Origin of the sequence: Cohnella baijiui (assembly GCF_020731285.1) — a bacterium.
Classification (GTDB): Bacteria; Bacillota; Bacilli; order Paenibacillales; family Paenibacillaceae; genus Cohnella.
This window is the reverse complement of record NZ_JAJFOW010000002.1, coordinates 340,652-362,626: the sequence shown is the minus strand read 5'-3', so window position 1 is coordinate 362,626 and position 21,975 is coordinate 340,652. Positions and strand designations below refer to the sequence as shown.

Genomic DNA, 21,975 nt, shown 5'->3' with positions numbered 1-21,975 from the left:
CAAACTTTTTTCGGGAGGTTCTGCATTGATGTCAATAAAAAAGATGTTATCGGCCGTTATTGCCGGTACAGTGGCCGTATCCGCTCTCGTTGTGCCGCCGGCCACGGCTTCTTCGGCAGCGACTTTGCCGACGTTCACCGGTCCAGGCGCCGTTACGGAGCCGGTTCGTTATACAACAGGAAATATGATGCGGGCAATCTACGATGCGGATTTGAGCGCTGGAGACGGCACTTCGTTCTTTATGGATCGAATGTTAGCCAGACCGGGGGACGATCCTTCCTATGGAACGAACGGGGGGATGATGTCGCGAGGCAAAGCGTTCTATATGGCTTACCATGATCCTTCGATTATCGGTTTCGGAGGCGCCTCTGCTTATATTGCCCCTACCGAGAACGGCAAGGGAGATAATAAGGCGGGGCCCGAGGCCTATAGCATCGCTTTTTCGACCGGCGGCTTCGTAGAGAATGTATCGAAGCGGGTCGATTACCCAAGCTACTGGACAAGCGAATACAACGGAAACGGCTTGAAGGTAACGGTTAGAAAGTTTATCACGGATCATAACAGCGCCATTACGCTATTGGATATACAGAATACGTCCGGCTCCGCCAAGACTTTCGACGTGACGGCAAGCTCGCAGCTTGCCAAGACCGCCAACGGGAACGAATTGAGCGGCCAATACAATGCCCCGTTCAACAATACGACCATTTACCCTAAGCTGTCTGGCGACGAGATGACATCCGGCAACGGCAAGCTGACCCGTACGCTCGCACTGGCTGCAGGTCAGACGCAAAGCATGAAGGTCATCATGGGATTCATCACGCCGGAAATTCCCGAATCCGCTGCTGAATACGATGCATTCAAGTCGTATGCCAACAACACGGCTTTCAAGAAGCATGTCCAGACCTATAACGCATGGTGGGGCGACAATGTACCTTATATCGATGTACCGGATCCTTATGTGAAGAAGATGGCTTACTACCGATGGTGGATTGTCCGGTTCAATACATTGGACGCCAGCTCGGCCAATTACAAGTACCCGGTATATATGGAAGGGGTGCTCGGATATAACAACTCGATTCCCGTATCCCTCCCTTGGCAGCTCGAAGAAGGTCGGTACTTGCGCGATCCGCTCTACAATTACGGGACCTGGCTGCTGGCCGGGCGGACCGCGAAAGGAGCCAACTTCACCGACAATCCCGGAAATCCGCAATGGAAAATGGATCATAGCTTCCAATATATCTCCAAGGCCGGATGGGAAAGCTACAAGGTGTTCGGAGGACAGACCAGCTTCTTGAACCTGGTGGCCCAATATGGCGAGAACGACGTAAGAACGAATAAGGAGCGGCGCGATTCCAACGGCAACAACTTGTTGGAAGATCAATACGACGCCTGGGACGGAGATACTGTCGCCAATTTCTTCTCTGCCCACCAGGATAAGGTGGATGCGACTTCGGCGGAGTGGGCCAACGCGCAAGCGGTAGCCCAGATGTATGCCTACGGAGGGATTCATGACAAGGCTGCTGCTGTGCAGACGATGGCGGACGGATTTCGCGATGCGCTGCTAAACCATTTGTGGGATCCCTCCAGCAAGCAATTTCTGAACAAGACACTCGACGGCCGGCTTAATCCCTGGAGGGATATTAACAATTACTATGTTTTCCAGCAAGGCATGGTCCCCGTCGACAATCCTGACTATAGAGAAGCGTTAAAGCCATGGAGCGATAACGATCAGTTCGTTACTCCGTTCCCGGCCTATGTGAGCAATCTGCAGGATTATAATGCGGCGAAAGCCCAAGGAAAAAACCCGTCGCGGAACTTTGCGCCTGCCATATCGGCGGTGACGCTTAGTATCTTCGCGAATGCCATCAAACAATATCCAACCGACTATATTACGACCGATATGTACAAAAATTCGTTGTATTGGTATACATGGACGATGTATGTAAACGGCAATTCGAACTATCCCGATACCAATGAGTATTTCAGCGATTGGAATGGCACCGACATGTGGCGTTCATGGATTCACCACAATTTCCATTCTACCTACAATACCCGACTGATCGAGGATGTGTTCGGACTGGTGCCCCGAACGGACAATTCAATCGAGCTAAATCCGATGGATATCGGATGGGATCACTTCGCGGTGAACAACATTCGATATCATAACCGCGACCTTTCCGTCGTCTGGGTCAAACCGGGCAGAACGGCATCCTACCCGGGGGTGCCGGAAGGCCTCTCGATTTACATGGATGGCAAGCGTGTCGCAACGGTGGACAAGCTGGCGCATATCGTCTGGAATGCGCAAACTGGCAGCGTAACGGTAGCGAGCGGAACCGCAAGCGTGAGCTACAGTGACTCGGATACAGGATTGTTGAAGGCCGGCGAAGTCAACTTCGCGTCGGGACGCGTGGCGGAGATGCTCGCGAGCGCGGCTCAGGATGCCAATCCGGAAGTAATCGATCTGTCGCATACCGGCCTAACCAGTCTCGGGTTCGGCAATGTGAGCGACGAAGTCAAGCGCTATCAGACTTTCACCGCCAATGCGAATCGTATTCTGCACAGTATCTATGTCAAAGTGAAGAAGACGGGAGGAGCCGGTCAAAGCGATCTGAAGGCAGAGCTATACGCAACCCAAGGCAATGTGCCGACAGGAGCGCCGCTCGCTAGCGGCACCGTATCGGCGAGCGCGATTGGCAACGATTATTCGGTAGTCAACATCCCGCTTGCCTACTCAGGCTTAATAAATAATGGGAAATATGCGATCGTGCTAAGCCAAGTATCGCCCTCGTCTTCCCGATATGCATGGGCTGCTGCAATAGCGTCAGCGTCTCCAACTCAACAACTCGGCAAATGGAATGGAAGCGCCTGGGTAGACGAATCCAGCGTTGGTAAAGGGTGGCTAAAAGTATACGCCAAAGCGACGAACGAGCCTTCCGTGGAAGCGGCGGTTACATCGATTCGTTACAAGGTTAACGATCAAACCATGACGATAGACGGCGTTAACGATGATGCATTGAATGATTTTCTCGCAGCGCTCCAAGCCTCGCCTGGCGCTTCCGTCAAAGTCGTTAAGGCTGACCGCGTAACGCCGGCGACGGATATTCAGAACGGCTACCAAATCATCGTGACTGCAGAGGATCAGGCAACGAGCAGGGTTTATACCATAAGGACGGACTTGTCTATCATTAACTTTTCAAGCGACGGAAATGCGAATCTCGACTTCGGGACTTCAACGGGAAGCCAGATTAAGCGTTATCAGACGTTCATCGCACGTACCGGTTATCCGAATTTGTCTGGGATTGACCTGAAGCTAATGAACGCGAATGCGCGGGATAATGCGACAGTCGAATTGTATGCCGTGGACGGGAACGGCTTTCCGACCGGCAATGCGCTGGCCTATGGGGAGATTCAAAAATCCGATATCGTAAACGGCGTAATTGTCCATGCTGATTTGAACTATCAGGGACTGAATGCCGGGAAGAAATATGCGATTGTTCTTGGGCAAAAGACGCTTAGTTCGGATGGCAACGACTATCGCTGGTATTCATCCGCGAGCATGACCGATCCGAACTGGTGGCAAACCAACGCCCAAAATCCGAAGGTCAAGCAGGATGGACAAAATGTGCCTTCCGGAAAATACGACGGCAACCGTTGGGTAGACGAGTCCCACGTTGGAACGTATTGGCTGAAAATTTATACGTCAGCTTCGGTGAACAAGGGAGATTTGGCGAACAAGATCGCCGCAGCGCAAAGCTTGCGCGAGTCGGAATACTCGGCGGTCTCATGGACGGCATTACAGACAGCGCTTGATGCGGCAATTCTCGTCAATCATAACGCAAGCGCCTCCCAGGCGGATGTCAATGCGGCGCTCGAAGCGCTTCAGTCCGCCATCGACGGACTCGAGCCTTTCGTTAATCCGGAACTGTCTGCCATCGATCTGTCCCATGCCGGTAACGCGGATCTCGACTTTGGGACTATATCGGGAAGCCAGGTCAAGCGCTATCAGACCTTTATCGCTCGCGCCGGCTATACGAATCTCTCTGGCATTGACGTCAAGATTATGAATAAAAATGCGCTGGACCATGCGACGGTCGAGCTCTACGAAGTAAATGAGAGCGGATTGCCGACCGGAGCGGCTTTGGCCTATACGACGATTGCCAAGGACCAAGTCGGCAGTAACGCCACGATCGTTCACGCGGATCTCAATTATGCAGGCCTGGTCGCCGGTCAAAAATATGCCATTGTGCTCGGTCAAGCGACGATCGCCGAGGACGGAAGCGACTATCACTGGATTGCGTCCGCAGACACGAGCAACCCGGACTGGTGGAAGCCCGACGCCCAAAATCCGCAGGTCCGGCAGGATGGGCAGGATCTTTCATCCGGCAAATACGATGGCAGCAGTTGGGTCGACGAATCCCACGTCGGAGATTATTGGCTAAAAATCTATACGAAGGTACAAGTGCCGAACGCTCCGACGGGCCTGACGGCAAAGGCCGGGAACGGCCATGTCGCGTTAACCTGGAACCCTGTACAAGGAACGGAATCAGTAACCTATAGTGTTTACATGGGGACCGCTTCCGGTTCGTACGGCTCGACGCCTGTCGCCACGGTGACAAGCTCGACCTACGGCTATACGGCAACGGGGTTGACGAACGGCACAACTTATTATTTTGCCGTGAAGGCGAGCAATGCGGGAGGAAGCAGCGGCTACTCTAACGAAGTTAGCGCAACGCCTAAACTCAACCTTTCAGTGATTTATACCGACAACGGCGCTACGTCGGGCAGTGCGCCGGTCGACAGCGGCACCTATACGCCGGGAGATATCGTGTCGGTGTACGGTAACACGGGAAATCTGGCGAAGACGGGCTACACGTTTGCAGGCTGGAATTCAGCCGCGGACGGAAGCGGGATGAGCTATGCTCCCGGCGCATCATTCACCATAGGAGAGGCGAATGTGACGCTTTATGCGAAGTGGGTGCTTAGAAGTACGGATGGATCTTCAGGAAACGGTTCATCGCCAACGTCCCAGATAGATACAGTTATTTCGACAAACGGAAAAATCATACTTCCTGTAGGCAAAAAGGGCGAACTTAGCTTGGGCGATGTGGCCAAGATTGTTATTCCTGCCGATGCTTTCGGTGTAGACCTGCAACTAACGATCGACATTGTGGCAGACGCGCAAAACCTGCTCTCAAGCAAAGACACTTTGGTCAGCCCAGTATTCGAAATTCTGAAGAACTTCCCGGAGAACTTCAGCAAGGAGATCACACTGACCTTTACCTTCGATCCGACAAAGTTAAAGAAAGGCCAAAAGCCATCCGTATTCTACTATGACGAATGGAAGCGAATCTGGGTGGAAGTCGGCGGAGTGGTAAACGGGAATACGATCACCGTAAAGGTTAACCACCTTACGAAGTATGCGGTATTCGGCATAGGCCAAGGAACGGATGACACGAATCAGTTGATCCAATTCAGCGATATTTCCGGACACTGGGCGGAGGCGAATATCAAGCAAGCGGTAAGCGCCGGAATCATCAAGGGTTATCCGGAAGGCACGTTCAAGCCGGACCGTACCGTTACGCGCGCAGAGTTTGCGGTCATACTGATGAATGTCCTCAAGCCGCAAGGCAATGGAGCGGCGCTGACGTTCACCGATAAGGAGAAGATCGGCGTATGGGCGCACAATGCAGTAGCGCAAGCGGTGCAAGCAGGCATTATTAAGGGCTACGAAGACGGCTCTTTCCGTCCGGATGCCGTAATCACCCGCCCCGAGATGGCGGCGACAATCGCTAGAGCCTTGGGGCAGTCAAGCGAAACGACTACCGCAACGGGCTTCGCGGATGACGAGGACATTCCTGGTTGGGCGAGAGGCGCAGTGGCGGAGATGAAAAAGCTGGGCATGATCGAAGGCAAAGGCGCGAACCAATTTGCTCCGGGCGATAAAACGACAAGAGCAGAGGCTGTTACGGTGCTGCTGAGAGTGCTTGCGTACAAAGACAAGTAAAGAGAATTTGAACAAGGCTGCTTTGAGTCAAATCGAAGCAGCCTTGTTTTTGAACAAAAGGCTCGACTTTTTATCGAAGGGTGGGAAAACCATATATTAGTCCACCTTTCTAATCATAATCGGCATTTTTATATCCCGATGACCCGTCTATAATAGAAGTGTATGCGTTCTTCTATCATACTGGCTTGTAAACGAAATGGGAATTCAAAGCGCCTGTCCATAAGAAGGGGCTTTTTTCTATTCATCTTACGAGAGCACGGGCGAAAGGGCTGAGCGGGATGAAAATATTAATCGTGGACGATGAGCCAAGACACCGCAGAGGAATGGCGAGCATGATTCATGCCCTGCGGCCTGAAGATCAAGTACTTGTCGCGAATGACGGGGCCAGCGCCTTGGAACTCGTCAGAGCCGAGAAGCCCGATACCGTACTAACCGACATTCGGATGCCGAACTTGGACGGTCTTTCGTTTCTGAAAATACTTGAAGTCGAACGCCTTCGGACCAAGGTTGTCATGATTTCGGCTTACAATCTGTTTGAATATGCCCAGACTGCGATTCGACATGGGGCTTACGATTACCTCTTGAAGCCGGTGGAAGCCGAGAAGGTAGAGAACGTATTAAGCCGCATTGAACAGCAGCTTATCGAAGAATCCCGGCAGCATTCGGAATCGGAAGCGTTAAGGCATCGGCTGAACCTCACTTCTCCTGCCTATCGCAGCCGCCTTCTGATGTCCTGGCTGAATGGAAGCTTGACGGTTACGGAACGTAATGAACTTGAAGCGCTAGAGTGGGTCCATGGAAGCGGCACGGTTATTTTCTCGGAATTCCGAATCGAACCGGGATCTCGAGCGCAATGGGATAAAACGGCATGGCTGCAGCGTTTGGAGCTGGTGTGGTCGGAATTCGGCGAAGCGAATACGTTTCCCTTAAACGTTCTTCATGAGGAAGTCTACCAGGCGGTTACGATCGTCCGAACGCCTCAGATTGCACGCGAAAGAAAGCCTGAAATTCGTCAAACGGTTTCCGCCTTAGGGGCAGCGTGGGCAAAGTACGGACAGCTCTCCCATGGAGTCGGTCCGGATTGCCGATGTTTATGGACGGAAGCGCCTCAAGCTTACCGGGCGGCGCAAACGGCCCATCAATATAACTTCCATGATTGTTGGAACGGCATTTTGTTTCATGACGAACTTCTTCCTGTCCGGGCCCCCTTCCTCCTTGATGGGGAAAAGCTGTTCGAAGCCCTGCAAGGAAGGGCTGCGGAATCGGCTATCGAGATGTGCCGGGGTGCGTTTAATCAGCTTGCCGCTAACGGACATGCGGCTCCGGATCAGATCAAAGAATGCGCCGCGCTTACCCTTATGAAGATTAAAAGCAGAATGCGCAATTATGTCGAACGGCGGATTGGAAACGTTCTCACGGATTCGGCTTTGAAGGAGGTTCCGGGTTGCCGAACCTATAAGGAACTTATGGCGATTCTGGAGACTCGGCTCCGGGAGGTACACGATTCGATAAGGGAGTCTCAATCGGATAAAAGCGAAATGGTCGTTACCGAGTGTTTGCGATGGATTCGGGAAAATGCCAAGGAAGAGCTGACGCTTGAACGGGCAGCCGAGCACTTTTTCTTTAATGCTTCCTACTTCAGCACCTTGATCAAAAGCCGGACGGGAAGGACGTTCTCCGATCATGTAACGGAGGCCAGAATGCGGAAGGCAAAGGAATTGCTGGCGGCGAACAGGCTGAAAATATACGAAATCGCCACAGAGTGCGGCTATCAGGATACGAAATATTTTTGCAGGGTGTTCAAGAAGCAATATGGCATGTCGCCGGAAGCTTATAAGCACGCGTCCTTGCCGCAAAGGAGCGTCGAGGGATGAAGATGACCTTCCGCTCCCGGTTGTTAGCCAGCTATATAGTCCTTATCGCTGTCCCGCTGATCGTGCTGGGAACCCTCTTCTATCGGACCGGCCTGCGCGTCGTTACGGAACAAGCGCAGAAGAACGTATACGAGATCGTAAAGAAAAATAACGAGATTATGGACAACAAGCTGCAGATCATCGAGCAGAACAGTGCGGCGATGTTCGTTGACAAGGATTTGTTCCGGGTTTTTAATAGCTTGAAGCCGGAGAATAAGGCGGATCTGCTTGCCGCCGATCGTCTCGTGTCCGATCGGCTACGAGGATATTTCTCGCAGATTGACGATGTGTTCGCATATCAGCTGTGGACGTCTTATTTTACTTTCGGCCAGTCGCTGCCCCAAGGCGATCCGACGCGTTCGGATATTTATCGCGCGGCACGGCAGGCTGGGGGAAAGATGGTGTGGTTCCCCACCTACGATTTCGTAGACATGTTCGATCAACCGTACTTAGCGAAGGGGACAATCGATTTCCGTTATTTGTTCTCCGCGACGCGGGTCCTTGATTTTTCCTATTTAAGCAATACGACCCTGGAGAAGCTGGATGCGAAAGTAGAACGACCCGTTCTGACGATCAGCTTCAAATCGGACACATTGAACTCCTTGTACGAGAAAAGCATTCCCGAAGGCTCCCGCTATTTGGTTCTGGATCCGGACAATCGCATCTTGGCCGGCAGCGAGTCCGGCAGTATAACGCAAGTGTATAAGAACAATTGGGTGGAGCAGCTTCAAATGACCGGCAGCGGCACGCGAAGAATAAAGCTGGACGGCGTGAAAATGATCGTCTGCTTCGACCGATCGCAAATCACCGGATGGATGTCCATGGTCATGACGCCCGAATCCGCGCTTGTAGAAAGTCTGGTCCCTGTCATCCGTGCCTCAACGACCCTTTTGGCCGTCATTATGGGGATCGTTGCGCTTGTTTTCGCCTATTTTATCTCAGGCAAAATTACGAATCCGATCAAGAAGCTGCTCGGCGCGATGAGGTCAGTGGGAGAGGGGGACTTCCAGACGCAGGTTGCGGTCAGCACCAACGATGAATTCGGCATTTTGCTCCAGCGATTTAATCGGATGAACGATCGGATCCGTTTATTGGTGTCGGAAAATTACGAGATCAAGTTAAAGGAACAGGAAGCGGAGATCCAAGCGCTGAACATGCAGATGAATCCTCATTTTCTATACAATACGTTAAACGTAATGAATTGGACGGCCATCGAGAACGATCAGAAGGAACTTAGCAAAATGCTAGTCTGCTTGTCGAACATGCTGCACTATACTTCGCGGAAGGACTGGGGAGCCGTTCATCTGTCCGAGGAAATCGAATGGATGAAAAACTACTTCTATATTATGTCCGTCCGGTTCGAAGACAAATTCACGGTCAGTTATGCGATCGATTCGGCGGTCTACCAACACAAGGTGCCCAGGCTTCTCTTCCAGCCGTTTGTCGAGAATGCGATCCTGCACGGTTTCGATCAGATCGAATCGGGAGGGCGCATTCGCATACGCGGTTGGATCGAAGAGGACACACGGCATTTTGAGATCGCGGATAACGGACGGGGAATGAGCAGCGATACGGTTCATGCCATTTTATATCGGGAATCGTCTTCCGTCGGCATCAAGAATACGATAGCCCGTATCCGGATGACGTACGGCGTAGCGTATGGAATCGCAATCGCCTCCGTGCCGGGTTCCGGAACGAAAGTGACCATCAAGCTTCCGCTGTAAACACCCAATCGAAGTCCACCATTCCAATCTGGCTCGGGTTATGTAAGCGCTGCATCCGGTCTTATAATGAGAACATCATAGACTGCAGCTATGAATCAATGAGGGTTGAAACATCGAAAGGGGTCCGGAAGATGTCACGACAAAGGAAATCCATATCCGTTCTGCTTGCGTTCCTGATCATGCTCGTTACGGTTCTATCCGCGTGCTCGAAGTCCGACTCGAACGCCGGAAGCGGCAACGCCTCGTCCCCCGCCAACACGGCGAGCTCGGCATCGGCAGGCGGAGAGAAGTCGGATCAACCGATCACGCTTCGCATGACGGTATGGGGAGCGCCGGAGGAAGTCGCTGCTTACAAGGTAGCCATCAAGAAGTTCGAGGACAAATATCCGAATATCACCGTTAAGCTTCAGCATATCGCCGCCGACTACGATACCAAACTCACGACGATGGTGGCGGGCAATGACGTGCCGGATATCGCGCAGATGGAATCTGCCAGCATTGCATTCCCGCTTGCAGAGCAAGGGAAATTTTACAACCTCCAGGATTTTCTCTCGTCAGACCCGGAAATCAATGCAGAAAGACTGGTTCCGAACATCTCGTATTCACTCGAACCGGGCAATGTGATCGGCTTAGGGCCGGGACCCGAGTCATTCGGTTTGTTTTATAACGAAGATATTTTCAAAGATGCGGGCTTAACGCCTCCGCCTGCCAAAGCGTCGGAAGCGTGGACATGGGATGAGTTCGTCGAAGTCGCCAAGAAGCTGACGATTGACAACAAAGGCAGGAATGTGACCGATCCGGGCTTCGATCCTAAAAACATCAAGCAATTCGGCGTGAACTTTCCAACGTGGTGGGGAAGCTACAGCAACTTTATTTTCTCCAACGGCGGGGACTTCGTCTCCGAAGACGGGAAAACCTTCGCGCTGAATCAGCCGGCTGCGGTGGAGGCCCTTCAGAAAATCGCGGATTTGATCAATGTTCATCATGTCGCGCCTTCTCCGGTTCAAGCGAAAAACATTCCGGCTCCGAACGTCGCGCTTCAGACGAAAAAAGTGGCCATGGCCATTGACGGGCAATGGGTTAGCGCAGGATTGGCGCAATCGAAATTCCATTTTAACGTCGGCGTATTGCCGATTATGCAAAAACCGATGACGACCGTCGTTAGCGGGATGTTCTCCATGTTTAAATCGACCAAACATCCGAAAGAGGCTTGGGAGCTGATGAAAGCGCTGATGGACCCGGAAGCGTCGATCGACCTGATTACGGCCGGGACGTGGATGCCCTCTTATCGAGACTGGTATACGGATTCGGCATTGCTCGCCAAATGGACGGAAAACCTGGATTCCCGGCCATCGGGATATAAAGACGCGATCGTCGATGTTCTGTTGAATGACAGCCACCAAACGCCAACGGGCTATGTGAAAAACTTCAACAAAATAATGGACATCGTAAATCCCGCTTTGGATAAGGTGTGGCTCGGCCAACAGACCGCTCAAGAAGCCATGGATTCCATCGCTGCAAAAGCGCAAGCGCAGGTGCAGGGCCGCCGCGACGTGAAGGGATAAGGTTTCAGAAAAAGCATTTATGAGGAGGAGACGGCGTTCTTGCTTATGTCGCCGTCTTCCCAAGCGGGAAGCTTCGAGATCGGAGGCATGCATGAGAAAAGGGCTATTTTACGGATTATTGTTCACTTCGCCCGCCATACTCGGGTTTATCATTTTCACATTGGGTCCCATGATTGCCAGCTTGGTGCTTAGCTTGACGGATTATAACGTGTTCAGAGAGCAAACCGCTTTCGTCGGAATCGATAATTATTCCAAGCTGTTCTCGGGTGAAGATGAACTATTCTATAAATCGCTTGGCGTTACTTTCTACTTCGTCATTTTGCGAGTACCTGCCGTTATTATCGTTTCATTCGCGATTGCCCTGCTGCTTAACCTGAACGTCAGAGGAAGATCCATCTTTCGCACGATCATTTATCTGCCCAGCATCGTGCCGGCGGTCGCGTCGGCCATGATCTGGATGTGGCTGCTGAATCCGGATCTGGGCCTGATCAACTCGGCGCTCAGTTGGTTGCATCTGCCGACAGGCAATTGGTTGTATTCGGAGGGCAGCGTAATTCCGTCCGTCGTCATCACCACGTTGTGGGGGATCGGCGGGACGGTCATTATATTCCTCGCGGGGCTGTCGGGCATTCCCAAGCAGTATTACGAGTCGATCGACGTGGATGGTGGCGGGTGGTACAGCAAGCTGCGTCACATTACGATTCCGATGGTCACGCCGACGATCTTCTTCAATACGATTATGACGATCATCGGTTCTTTCCAGGTGTTTAACGAAGCGTATATATTAACGCAGGGCGGACCGAATAATAAGAGTTTATTTTATGTATTCTATCTCTGGCGAACAGGTTTCCGGGATACCGAAATGGGATATGCGTCCGCGCTGGCATGGGTGCTGTTCGTCATTATCCTGATTTTCACCTTTTTTGTATTCAAAACCTCGAAGTCATGGGTGCATTACGAAGGAGGGGAGCGTGCGTGAAGCAATCGAAGCTGATGCTTACGGCAGGTTATGCAGCTTTATTACTGATCTCGGCCACGTTTATCATTCCGTTTGTATGGTTGCTGCGAAGCTCGCTCATGAACTTATCGCAAATCTTCACCATGCCGCCGGAGTGGATTCCAAAACCGTTCCAATGGGACAATTTTCATAGAGCGCTTACGATCCTGCCGTTTGGCACCTTCTTCACCAATACGCTTATCATCGTGGCCGGCGTTTTGATCGGCACTGTTCTTACGAGCAGTATCGCGGCGTTCGGGTTCTCGCGCATTCAATGGAAAGGAAGGGACGCCGTATTCGGCATTTTGATGTCAAGCATGATGCTGCCGGCGGCCGTCACTCTTATTCCCAGCTTTCTCGGCTGGAAAATGGTCGGATTCTATGACACGTTTTACCCGTTGATCGTACCGGCTTATTTCGGCGGCGGCATCTTCAATATTTTCCTGCTGCGTCAATTTTATTTAACCATTCCGCGGGATTTCGATGAAGCGGCCTTCGTGGACGGAGCGACTTATTTTCAAATCTACAGGAGCATTATTTTGCCGCTCAGCCGCTCGGCCATTATCGTGGTCGCCTTGTTCAGCTTCCTGGGCTCATGGAACGATTTCATGGGACCGCTCATTTATTTGAAAAGCGACAGCCTGTTCACCCTTGCGCTCGGACTGCAGATGTTTCAAGGCTCCTATTCCGCGCAATGGGATCTGCTCATGGCGGCTTCGGCAGCTGTCGTGCTACCCTGCGTCATCGTGTTTTTGATCGGGCAGCGTTACTTCCTTGAAGGGATTACGCTGACCGGCCTAAAAGGATGAAATAACGATGGAAAGGAATAACCCGAATGATACAGACAGAAGCACCACTGATGAATTGGCAGGGCGTTCCTTTTACGAAGGTAACGATCGACGATGATTTCTGGCGTCCGCGTCTTGAAGTGCTAAGCAAAGTCACGATCAAAGCCTGCCTGGCCCAATGCGAAAAAACCGGGCGTATCTCGAACTTCGCCAAGGCCGCCGGACTCTTGGATGGCGCGTTCGAAGGCATCTACTTCAACGACTCCGATGTGTACAAGGTGCTCGAAGGTGCAGCCTATCTGCTGATGTCGAACAGGGATCCGGAGCTGGAATCGGAAACCGACAGTATTATCGAGCTCATAGCCGCGGCGCAGGAACCGGATGGATATTTGTGTACCTACTATACGTTGGTGGCGCCTGAGAGCAAATGGACGGATATGGAAAAACATGAAATGTATAATGGCGGTCATTTGATTGAGGCGGCGGTCGCTTATTTCGAAGCGACAGGCAAACGCAAGCTTCTCGATGTTGCCTGCAGGATGGTTGACCATTACGATCGCATATTCGGCCCCGGTAAACGTCACTGGGTTGAAGGGCATGAAGAAATCGAACTGGCTCTCGTGAAGTTGTATCACGTTACTCATGATGAGCGTTATTGGAAACTCGCTCTTTGGCTGTTAGAGGAACGTGGTCGCGGTCACGGAAAAGGCGAGATATGGGATAAAGAAGAATGGGGGCCGGCATACTGCCAGGACGATGTTCCGGTTCGAAACATCGAGAAGGTGACCGGGCACGCCGTCCGCGCTATGTATCTATACACGGCAATGGCGGATGTTGTTCATGCCTCGGGTGATCCGGCCTACGTCGATGCCCTGCATCGGGTTTGGGCGCATACCGTGGAGCGCAACATGTACGTGACGGGAGGGATCGGACCCTCCTTGCATAATGAAGGCTTTACTCACGATTACGATCTTCCGAACGAAACGGCTTATTGCGAGACTTGCGCTGCAATCGCCATGGTGTTCTGGAATCATCGGATGAACCTGCTGTTCGGTGATGCCAAATATGCCGATGTGGTGGAGCGTGAAATGTACAATGGCGCTTTAGCTGGAATTTCGTTGTCCGGCGACAAGTTTTTCTACGTCAATCCGCTGGCGTCGAAAGGAGGCCACCACCGCGTAGAATGGTTCGGCACGTCCTGTTGTCCGACGAATTTGGTAAGGTATCTACCTTCCATAGGCCAGTATGCTTATGCAAGGACGGACGACGGGCTCGCCATAAATCAGTTCATGAATAGCGAAGCGGAATTCGAGATCGGCAACGGGCTTATCGTAAAGCTGAAACAAACGACGAATTACCCGTGGGACGGCAAGATCGAGCTTGCGGTTCACCCTGAACGAACGGGAAAATTCGTCATTCGATTTCGCGTACCGGGTTGGTGCAGAGGCTACAAGCTAAAGATCGGTGGAGAGAGCCTCTTCGAAGCCGAGGCACTGACGGATCAGGGGTATCTGATTCTTGATCGAAAATGGTCGCAGGGAGACTCCATCGTACTTGAACTCGATATGCCTGTGGAGGTCGTGCGTGCCAGGGAGGAGGTCGAAGCCAATCGTGGTCGTCTTGCCATTCAGCGTGGACCCATTGTTTATTGTATAGAGCAAGCTGATAATCCGGATTTAACCTATGACACCTTTACCCTTTCTGCCCGTGAACCGCTAAATATTCGTTACCATCCGGATCTGCTTGGCGGCGTAACCGTATTGATGGGTAAAGAAGAAAATGGGAAACCGTGTCTTTTAATTCCTTACTATGCTTGGGATAACCGGGAGGAAGGCTTTATGCAGGTCTGGATTCGAGAGGGGGAAAACCAGCGCTTATATCTTTATTAACAATCGACATATGCTTGTAATCCATTAAATTGGATAATCAAAAGCTCACGGAGGTGTACGAAACGATGCGCGCTGCTAAAGGAATCGGCTTGAAATTATCGGCGCTTGTTCTCATGCTTATGCTAATCCTGACTTCTTTTGGTGCTGATGAATCGTCCGCCGCATCCACTTCGACCTATTCGAATCCGATCAATACAGCCGGAGCGGACCCTTATGTGATGCTGCATACTGATGGATATTATTATTTTACCCGCACGTTAGGCAACAGAGTGGATATTTGGAAATCGAGATCGATGACCGCAATCGATCTGGGACAACGGAAGACGGTATGGACAACCCCTCCCGGATTAAAAGACATCTGGGCTCCGGAGATCCATTATATCGAAGGTAAATGGTACATCTATTATACGGCGAATACGGGCTGCGGAGATAATTGCCGCGGAGTGTACGTCCTGGAGAATGATTCCGCCGATCCACTGCAGGGAGGTTGGACCGACAAAGGAAAGCTGAACACGCAGTATTCCGGTCTGGACGGCACGGTATTTGAACATAACGGCCAATTGTACTTCCTGTATGCGGCATACGGGAATTGGTCCGGCGCCCATGGCAGTGCGATCGCCATCGCGCCGATGTCCGATCCGTGGACGTTGAACGGCGACAACGTGATTTTGACGAAGCCCGAATACGGCTGGGAGAAGAAAGGAATGCCGGTAAACGAAGGTGCAGTCATCCTGAAACGGAACGGACAAATATTTCTCGTCTATTCCGCGAGCGCCTGTTGGGAGGACGATTATTCGCTCGGCATCCTGACAGCGAACGATACAAGCGATTTGCTTAATCCCGCATCGTGGACGAAGAGCGCGCAGCCTGTGTTCGCCAAATCGCCGGAGAACGGCGTGTTCGGCCCGGGCCACAACTCCTTCGTCCCATCCAAGGACGGCACGCAAGATCTGATCGTATACCACGGCAACAGCGGTCCCAGCCAAGGTTGCGGCGCCCGTCCGTCCCGTGTACAGCCTTTTACATGGAACATTGACGGTTCTCCGAATTTCGGCGTTCCGACGAACGGTCCGCTCTCCGTTCCCTCCGGAGACTTCCGGATTGAAGCGGAGGTAGCCACACCGGTTAAAGCGAACGTGAAGGATACTGCAGCCGCCTCCGGAGGTAAAATCGTTCGTCTGAATAACGAAAATAGCTCCTTGACGTTCAAGGATGTCATTGTACCGGAGGAAGGGAGCTACACTTTATCGGTTCGATATTCGAACGCCGCCGGCCCGAATGCTACAGAACAAGTTTCGGTGAACGGCAAGCTGACGACGATGTCCTTCCCCCAGACGGGAAGCAATCAGTTCGCAACCGCCTCATTTCAAATCAAACTGAAAAAAGGTTACGACAATGTTATCGAATTCAAAAAGGGCAAGCACGCCCTCGAGATCGATTATATCGAGACGTCGGGGAGCAACACGTTCTCGGTCAAGTCCGGGGCTGAATATAAGCTCATCAACCCCAACGGCGGCAAGGCGCTCGATGTGACGGGCGCAGGTACGGCGGATGGGACCTGGACCCAGATGTGGGACGATTCTGACGGCGGAGCAGCACAGCGCTGGAAAGTTGTCCAGAACGAGGACGGAACCTATACGATGATCAATCCAAACTCCGGCAAAGCGCTTACCGTGATGGATCCATCTGCCCCTTGGGGAAGAGTAGCCGTCTCGGAGCCTAAGGGACTGGACACGCAAAAATGGAAGCTCGTCGACACCGGTAACGGCTACTGTAAATTGTTAAACGCGCGGACGGGAAAAGCACTCGATGTAGGCGGAGCCAGCATCGACAGCGGAGCGGGCGTAGGGACTTGGGAGGATCTCCCCGGCGGGACCGCGCAATTTTGGCTTATGTACCGATTGGACTGAAGTCGCTACGGCCGTACCCACCTACATCATCGGCAACCAGGTGCTCCAAGGTTTCCACCGAAAAGAGACCATCGAAAAAGCGATTCTAAAAGAAATGGAAGCGTCCGACCTGTCGAATAGGGAAGGGAATAGCTGCGGATTGGATAGCCATCACAAGGGACGAAACTCGTGCACCCATACCTTCGCTTGCGGAAACCAAACCGCGCCTGCATGGAGAGACGCGATGTACCGCTTGTACGCTTCCAAATCGGCGAATCCCTCCGTCCTGGCGTCCTCGTCAGATATGTCCGCTACAGTTTGCCTATACACGCGATGCACTTCGAAGGCAGTTCCGTTTATCGTCATGATTTCGCCGGGATCCGCGTACCGTCCGTTTCTTCGGACGGCCGTTTTTTTTTCGCGACAAGACGCGTTCCCGATCTTCCTCGCGGGTAATTAAACGCTCGATGCTGCACGTTTTTGGGGGCCATGGTTCCGGCATCGTCTTCATCCCGTCCTTTCCGCTTTGGCCGCGCGTCTCTTCCCGAACAAGGCGGACCATCCCAGCAGCGCGAGCGGAATGGCCGATCCCATGAGAATATTGAGCGGCTACAACGACTTCGAATACGCGCGGCGGGCGATGCGCGCGGGCGCGACCGACTATCTGCTGAAGCCGATCGACAAGGTCGAAGTGTTCCGCCTGCTGGACCGCTGCGCGGCGCGCAAGCCTACCGCGACCGGCACCGCGGGCGAAGGTGCCGCCGCGCCAACCGCCGCCGCGCCGCGGCCGGCCGAAAACGCGACGACGGAGCGAATCCGCAAGCTGATCGACCAATCGTATCATCGGGACATCGATCTGACTTACATCGCGGATCAGGTCGGCTTCAACGCCAGCTACATCAGCAAGCTGTTCAGCCGGGAACGGGGGGAGACGATCACCGATTACCTCAACCGGGTGCGCATCGGCAAAGCCAAGCAGTTCCTCCGCGACCACCCCGGCTTGAAAGTGTACGAGATCGCGCATCTCGTCGGCTACGGAGACAAGATTTATTTTCAAAAGCTGTTCAAGCGGATGGTCGGCATGACGCCGCTCGAATATCGGATGGGGGCCTCGGGCGGGGAGGAGAGCGATCGCAAGCCCGGCTCGCACGCCCATTAACGCGGCGGATTTGCACATTTTTAAGGAAAGCGAAAAACAGCTTTACATTTGCTTCGGCATTCGGTATGGTATCCCTTGTCGTCGCAAAGAGGAACGGTAACAACCGGGACTCGCGGCATGCGGTCGTGGCGGAATTGGCAGACGCGCTGGATTCAGGTTCCAGTGGTAGCAATACCGTGGAGGTTCGAGTCCTCTCGACCGCACCATACTTAAAATCAAACTCTTCTCTCGGGAAGGGTTTTTTATTGTTAACCAGTGTTGATTGCCTTACATGTAAGAGCCGATTTTGTCATGGCTGCGGAAAGAAGTATACGGACGAGTGGGCAGAGAAATAAGAAGAGCGGATATTGAATGTTCCGCATCGACATACGGTATTTACTGTGCCGAAAGAGTTGCGGAAGTTTTACTTTGCTGATCGTAAAAAACTGAATGACCTGAGTACAAATAGCCCAGACGAGAAAGTCATGCAGAAGTTGCTGATGGACCTGATGCTCAAATGGTTTCTGAGCGACCAAAAGGTCAAGCAGATGAAGGATGCTAGAGGGGCAGCAAAATACATCGGGAGGTACAAAAATGCTGCCCGATCCTGAATCCAGCATCATCTAGGAACGGGCAGCATTAACACGCTCATGGCTTATCATCCGCTTGTTTCTTCTACCATTTCGCGCATGCGTGACGATAACCATAGTCACTTGCTTGTCTGTATTTACTTGCGTAACAAAGTTGCTATCGCCTCCGATGTCACAGTATCTAAAGCTCCAGTAGGCTCATCCGCCCATCATCGACGATCATATGATCAAGCGCGTCATCCAGGGAGAATTGTCATGATTCTCCCTTTCTTCTCATCTCGGACCGGACAACTTGAGTCACCAGCAGGACAACTTACGCCGTCATCTGTTGGTCATTATGTATTGGCAGTGACAAAAAATGAAGCCAAACGGTATCAATTTCTTCGGTGAACCAAACGAGGTACCGTGGGGAATTGAGGTTGTATTCGAAGATCTCTACGGAAATCGGCGTGGTTTTAATTAAATCGGATAGCAAACGATGTACAATTTCAAAAAAATGCACTATTATCATTATATATAATGATAATATGGAGGACAATTTCGATGACAAAAAAAGCCGATTTGCTTCTTCATCCTGTTCGAATGCGGATTATACAACAATTGCTTCTCGGCAAGCCGTTGACGATTGCTGAGCTGTTAGATGTGCTTGGCGACGTTCCCCAAGCTACCTTATATCGTCATATCAATCTTTTGCTTAAGGGGGATCTGATCGAGATCATCGATAAGAAAAATGTGAAGGGAACTGAAGAGCGAGTGTTTTCAATTCGGAAAGATAACTTGAAAGTTCCTGAAAACGAAATTGAAAATACTTCCCAGGAAGATCATATTCGCCATTTCACGGCATTTCACGGCAATTTGTTTCAGTTAGTGACAACGTATCTGACGGAAGCGCCGCCAACCCGGTATGAAGATGAGGGATTCGGTTATTGGTATACGCCTCTTCATCTGACGAATGAAGAATTTCTCGAGCTCGTCGAGTCCGTTAACAAGTGCATCGAAGAAGCGATAAAGAAACAGCCGACACCCGAACGAACCGCTCGAGTTTTCGCAGGCATGTTTATTCCGCAAAACTCGTCAAAAAGCTAAGGAGGATTCGCAAATGCATTACGGCTACTCAATCGGGATAGAAGAACTATGGAAATGGCTGCCGCTTCTTATACCCTTTCTCATTCTACATTTGATTCTACTAGTTGTGGCATTACGGGATTTGTTAAGAAGAGATCTTAGTACAGAATACAGGCTGATTTGGACCGCAATCATTGTTTTCGTCAGTCTTTTCGGTCCGATTTTGTACTTTATCCTAGGAAGGAAGGATCGCTAAGGTGAGTATCCTCCAGGTGAATCATCTCCAAAAAAAATATGGGGAACAAGAAATTATTAAAGACATTGGCTTTCAAATCCAACAGGGCGAATTCTCAGCCCTTCTCGGTCCGAACGGAGCTGGTAAAACGACAATTATCAAAATGCTCATCGGGATAACGAAGCCTTCAGGCGGTCAAATTCTATTTCAAGGAGAGCGTCATGACAGAAAACGTCCGTTTATCGGGTATTTGCCGCAACACCCCACCTTCTACTCGTGGATGACAGGAAAGGAATTGCTCACGTTTCTAGGCAGGCTGTCGGATATCGATCAAGAGAGCTTGGAGCAGCGAATGCACGAATTGCTGGAATTAGTGGGGCTGAGTAAGGCGAAAAACAAACGGATCGGAACCTATTCGGGAGGGATGAAGCAAAGATTGGGCATCGCTCAGGCACTTATCCATCAACCGAAATTGCTTATTATGGATGAGCCGGTTTCCGCACTGGATCCACTAGGCAGAAGAGACATGCTGGAATTGTTGAAATCCATCAAACAGAATACGACGATTCTTTTTTCCACTCATATTTTGCACGATGCGGAAGAATTAAGCGACAAAATCCTTATCCTGAATCAGGGTGAATTGCTTTTCAGTGGCACCCTCCATCAGGTGCTTGAATCTCATCAGCAACCCATTTTCATCATACAGGCGCCTCGCGTTCATGAGTGGGCCCCGAAGCTTGTAAACGAAAATATCGTGGAATCGATTGACCCAACCGGCTGTTTCGTCAAAGTGCGTGTTAAAGACATTGCCAGCGGAAGAATATGGCTGTTAGATCGTATCAGAAGTTTGCAGTTGCCGATTCAAAAGTTCGAACTGGTACAAGAAAGTCTGGAAGATATTTTTATCAGGATGGTGAGGTAAGCGGTGAACCACTTGTCAGTTCTATTAAAGAAAGAATGGCTGGAAGCCAGTAGAAGCTACAAATTATTGTGGTTTCCTGTTGTGTTCATGTTTTTGGGGATCATTCAGCCTCTTTCGTCCTATTACCTGCCACAAATCCTGGAGCTTGCCGGGGGCTTGCCTGAAGGGGTCAATATTGCATTACCCCAGATAACGGCAGAAGATGTTTTGGCATCGACCGTAACCAATCAATTTGACCAATTGGGTTTATTGGTTATCGTCATCGGAATGATGAGTATTGTGGTATCGGATAAGGATAATGGAATGCTGACCTTTATTTTGACGCGCAATGCCTCCTTAGGCGAGTACTTGTTGGGCAAGTGGATCGGGCAGGCTGCTATCGTCGCGGGAGCTGTCGCAACCGGTATGTTGATAGCAGGCTTGTATACCTCCTACTTGTACAGCTTTGTACCATTGTCCAGAATCGTCGCAGGCTTGGGTGTTTATTACACCTGGTGTCTGTTTATGGTAACGTTGACGCTTCTGATGGGCTCCTTGCTATCCAGATCGTCGGGAGTTGCCGTCGTATCGCTTTTCGTTCTCATTTTTTTGAAAGTCGCAACCGCATTGGGATCTGGATTTCAAATCATGAATCCTGCGCATTTGACGAACCATGCGGTCCATATCATGATCTCTGGCAGTGCTTTGCCTCACTTTATGACCACAGCGGCGGTCACGTTGTTGCTTATCGTCGTTTTCCTGATTTTATCGCATTTCTATTTATCCCGAAAAGAGTTGCCTGCTTCGTGACCAAATAAGCGTAACAGTAGCCTTGATGTAAAAAGGAGGACGCAAAGGATGAGTGTTCAAGTTGTCTTAGGTGATCGTGGCGTAGAAGTGAATATTTCAGGATGGACAGCGGTTACTAATTTGAGAAAAACGATCCACATTCCTTACTCTTCGATAGAAGAAGTACAATCCGGAAATTTCAAGTTCCCTTGGACTGCTGTAAAAAGAACAGGCATTGCTTCGCCTAGATATAAAGCCGGGGTCTTTATTATCGATGGAAAGAAATACTTCTTATCGTATCGGCTCCTCCTTCAAGGAGACGGCAAAATAGTCATTAACGAATTTCATACTCAATTGAGGGAACAAGCGGCCAGAAACAACTAAGCAGCTTCGCTCCTAGTCCTTGGTGAAAATGTGGGGAGGATGAATCCAATCTCGCGTAGTAATGCTGGCGGTGTGCGGGCTCATGGCTTTTGATCGTATATTTG

General features: G+C 51.1%; 15 protein-coding genes and 1 tRNA gene. All 16 read left to right on the top strand.

Features of this window, described 5'->3' with window-relative positions; translation table 11 throughout:
* The first annotated feature begins 28 nt into the window (after window positions 1-28).
* The 16 genes from LKX83_RS03350 (at window position 29) to LKX83_RS03265 (ending at window position 21,871) form a co-directional block, all read left to right on the top strand.
* Window positions 29-6,004 carry an S-layer homology domain-containing protein gene (locus LKX83_RS03350; RefSeq protein ID WP_227880751.1) on the top strand — a complete coding sequence of 1,992 codons (5,976 nt, stop codon included), beginning with the start codon at window positions 29-31 and terminating at the stop codon, window positions 6,002-6,004.
* A 278-nt stretch (window positions 6,005-6,282) separates the two neighbouring features.
* Window positions 6,283-7,878 carry a response regulator transcription factor gene (locus LKX83_RS03345; protein WP_227880750.1) on the top strand — a complete coding sequence of 532 codons (1,596 nt, stop codon included), beginning with the start codon at window positions 6,283-6,285 and terminating at the stop codon, window positions 7,876-7,878.
* Window positions 7,875-9,641 (top strand): cache domain-containing sensor histidine kinase, encoded by a 1,767-nt coding sequence (locus LKX83_RS03340; protein ID WP_227880749.1) that lies wholly within the window; start codon window positions 7,875-7,877, stop codon window positions 9,639-9,641. The genes LKX83_RS03345 and LKX83_RS03340 overlap by 4 nt, the downstream gene beginning before the upstream one ends.
* A 98-nt stretch (window positions 9,642-9,739) precedes the next feature.
* On the top strand, window positions 9,740-11,206 hold the full coding sequence (locus tag LKX83_RS03335; RefSeq protein ID WP_370639011.1) for an ABC transporter substrate-binding protein: 1,467 nt from the start codon (window positions 9,740-9,742) through the stop codon (window positions 11,204-11,206).
* A 91-nt stretch (window positions 11,207-11,297) separates the two neighbouring features.
* Complete coding sequence (locus LKX83_RS03330; protein ID WP_227880748.1) at window positions 11,298-12,185, top strand: carbohydrate ABC transporter permease; 888 nt, start codon at window positions 11,298-11,300, stop codon at window positions 12,183-12,185.
* 14 nt (window positions 12,186-12,199) lie between these two features.
* Window positions 12,200-13,012, top strand: coding sequence for a carbohydrate ABC transporter permease (locus LKX83_RS03325; protein WP_255654290.1), 813 nt, complete (start codon window positions 12,200-12,202; stop codon window positions 13,010-13,012).
* Window positions 13,013-13,038: 26 nt separating this feature from the next.
* Window positions 13,039-14,880: a glycoside hydrolase family 127 protein gene (locus LKX83_RS03320; protein WP_227880746.1), complete on the top strand. Its 1,842-nt coding sequence runs from the start codon at window positions 13,039-13,041 to the stop codon at window positions 14,878-14,880.
* A 65-nt stretch (window positions 14,881-14,945) separates the two neighbouring features.
* Window positions 14,946-16,790: a family 43 glycosylhydrolase gene (locus LKX83_RS34215; RefSeq protein ID WP_370639010.1), complete on the top strand. Its 1,845-nt coding sequence runs from the start codon at window positions 14,946-14,948 to the stop codon at window positions 16,788-16,790.
* Window positions 16,791-17,361: 571 nt separating this feature from the next.
* Entirely contained in the window at window positions 17,362-17,928 is a 567-nt protein-coding gene (locus LKX83_RS03300) for a response regulator transcription factor (protein WP_227880745.1), read from the top strand.
* Between the two features lie 119 nt (window positions 17,929-18,047).
* Window positions 18,048-18,134, top strand: a tRNA-Leu gene (locus tag LKX83_RS03295).
* Window positions 18,135-18,275: 141 nt separating this feature from the next.
* Window positions 18,276-18,518: a hypothetical protein gene (locus LKX83_RS03290; protein WP_227880744.1), complete on the top strand. Its 243-nt coding sequence runs from the start codon at window positions 18,276-18,278 to the stop codon at window positions 18,516-18,518.
* Between the two features lie 522 nt (window positions 18,519-19,040).
* Complete coding sequence (locus LKX83_RS03285) at window positions 19,041-19,583, top strand: helix-turn-helix domain-containing protein (protein WP_227880743.1); 543 nt, start codon at window positions 19,041-19,043, stop codon at window positions 19,581-19,583.
* A 13-nt stretch (window positions 19,584-19,596) separates the two neighbouring features.
* Entirely contained in the window at window positions 19,597-19,818 is a 222-nt protein-coding gene (locus LKX83_RS03280; RefSeq protein WP_227880742.1) for a PLD nuclease N-terminal domain-containing protein, read from the top strand.
* 16 nt (window positions 19,819-19,834) lie between these two features.
* Window positions 19,835-20,719 carry an ABC transporter ATP-binding protein gene (locus tag LKX83_RS34210; protein ID WP_227880741.1) on the top strand — a complete coding sequence of 295 codons (885 nt, stop codon included), beginning with the start codon at window positions 19,835-19,837 and terminating at the stop codon, window positions 20,717-20,719.
* A gap of 3 nt (window positions 20,720-20,722) precedes the next feature.
* Window positions 20,723-21,508 (top strand): ABC transporter permease, encoded by a 786-nt coding sequence (locus tag LKX83_RS03270; RefSeq protein ID WP_227880740.1) that lies wholly within the window; start codon window positions 20,723-20,725, stop codon window positions 21,506-21,508.
* Between the two features lie 48 nt (window positions 21,509-21,556).
* Window positions 21,557-21,871 (top strand): hypothetical protein, encoded by a 315-nt coding sequence (locus tag LKX83_RS03265; protein WP_227880739.1) that lies wholly within the window; start codon window positions 21,557-21,559, stop codon window positions 21,869-21,871.
* The last annotated feature ends 104 nt before the right edge of the window (window positions 21,872-21,975 follow it).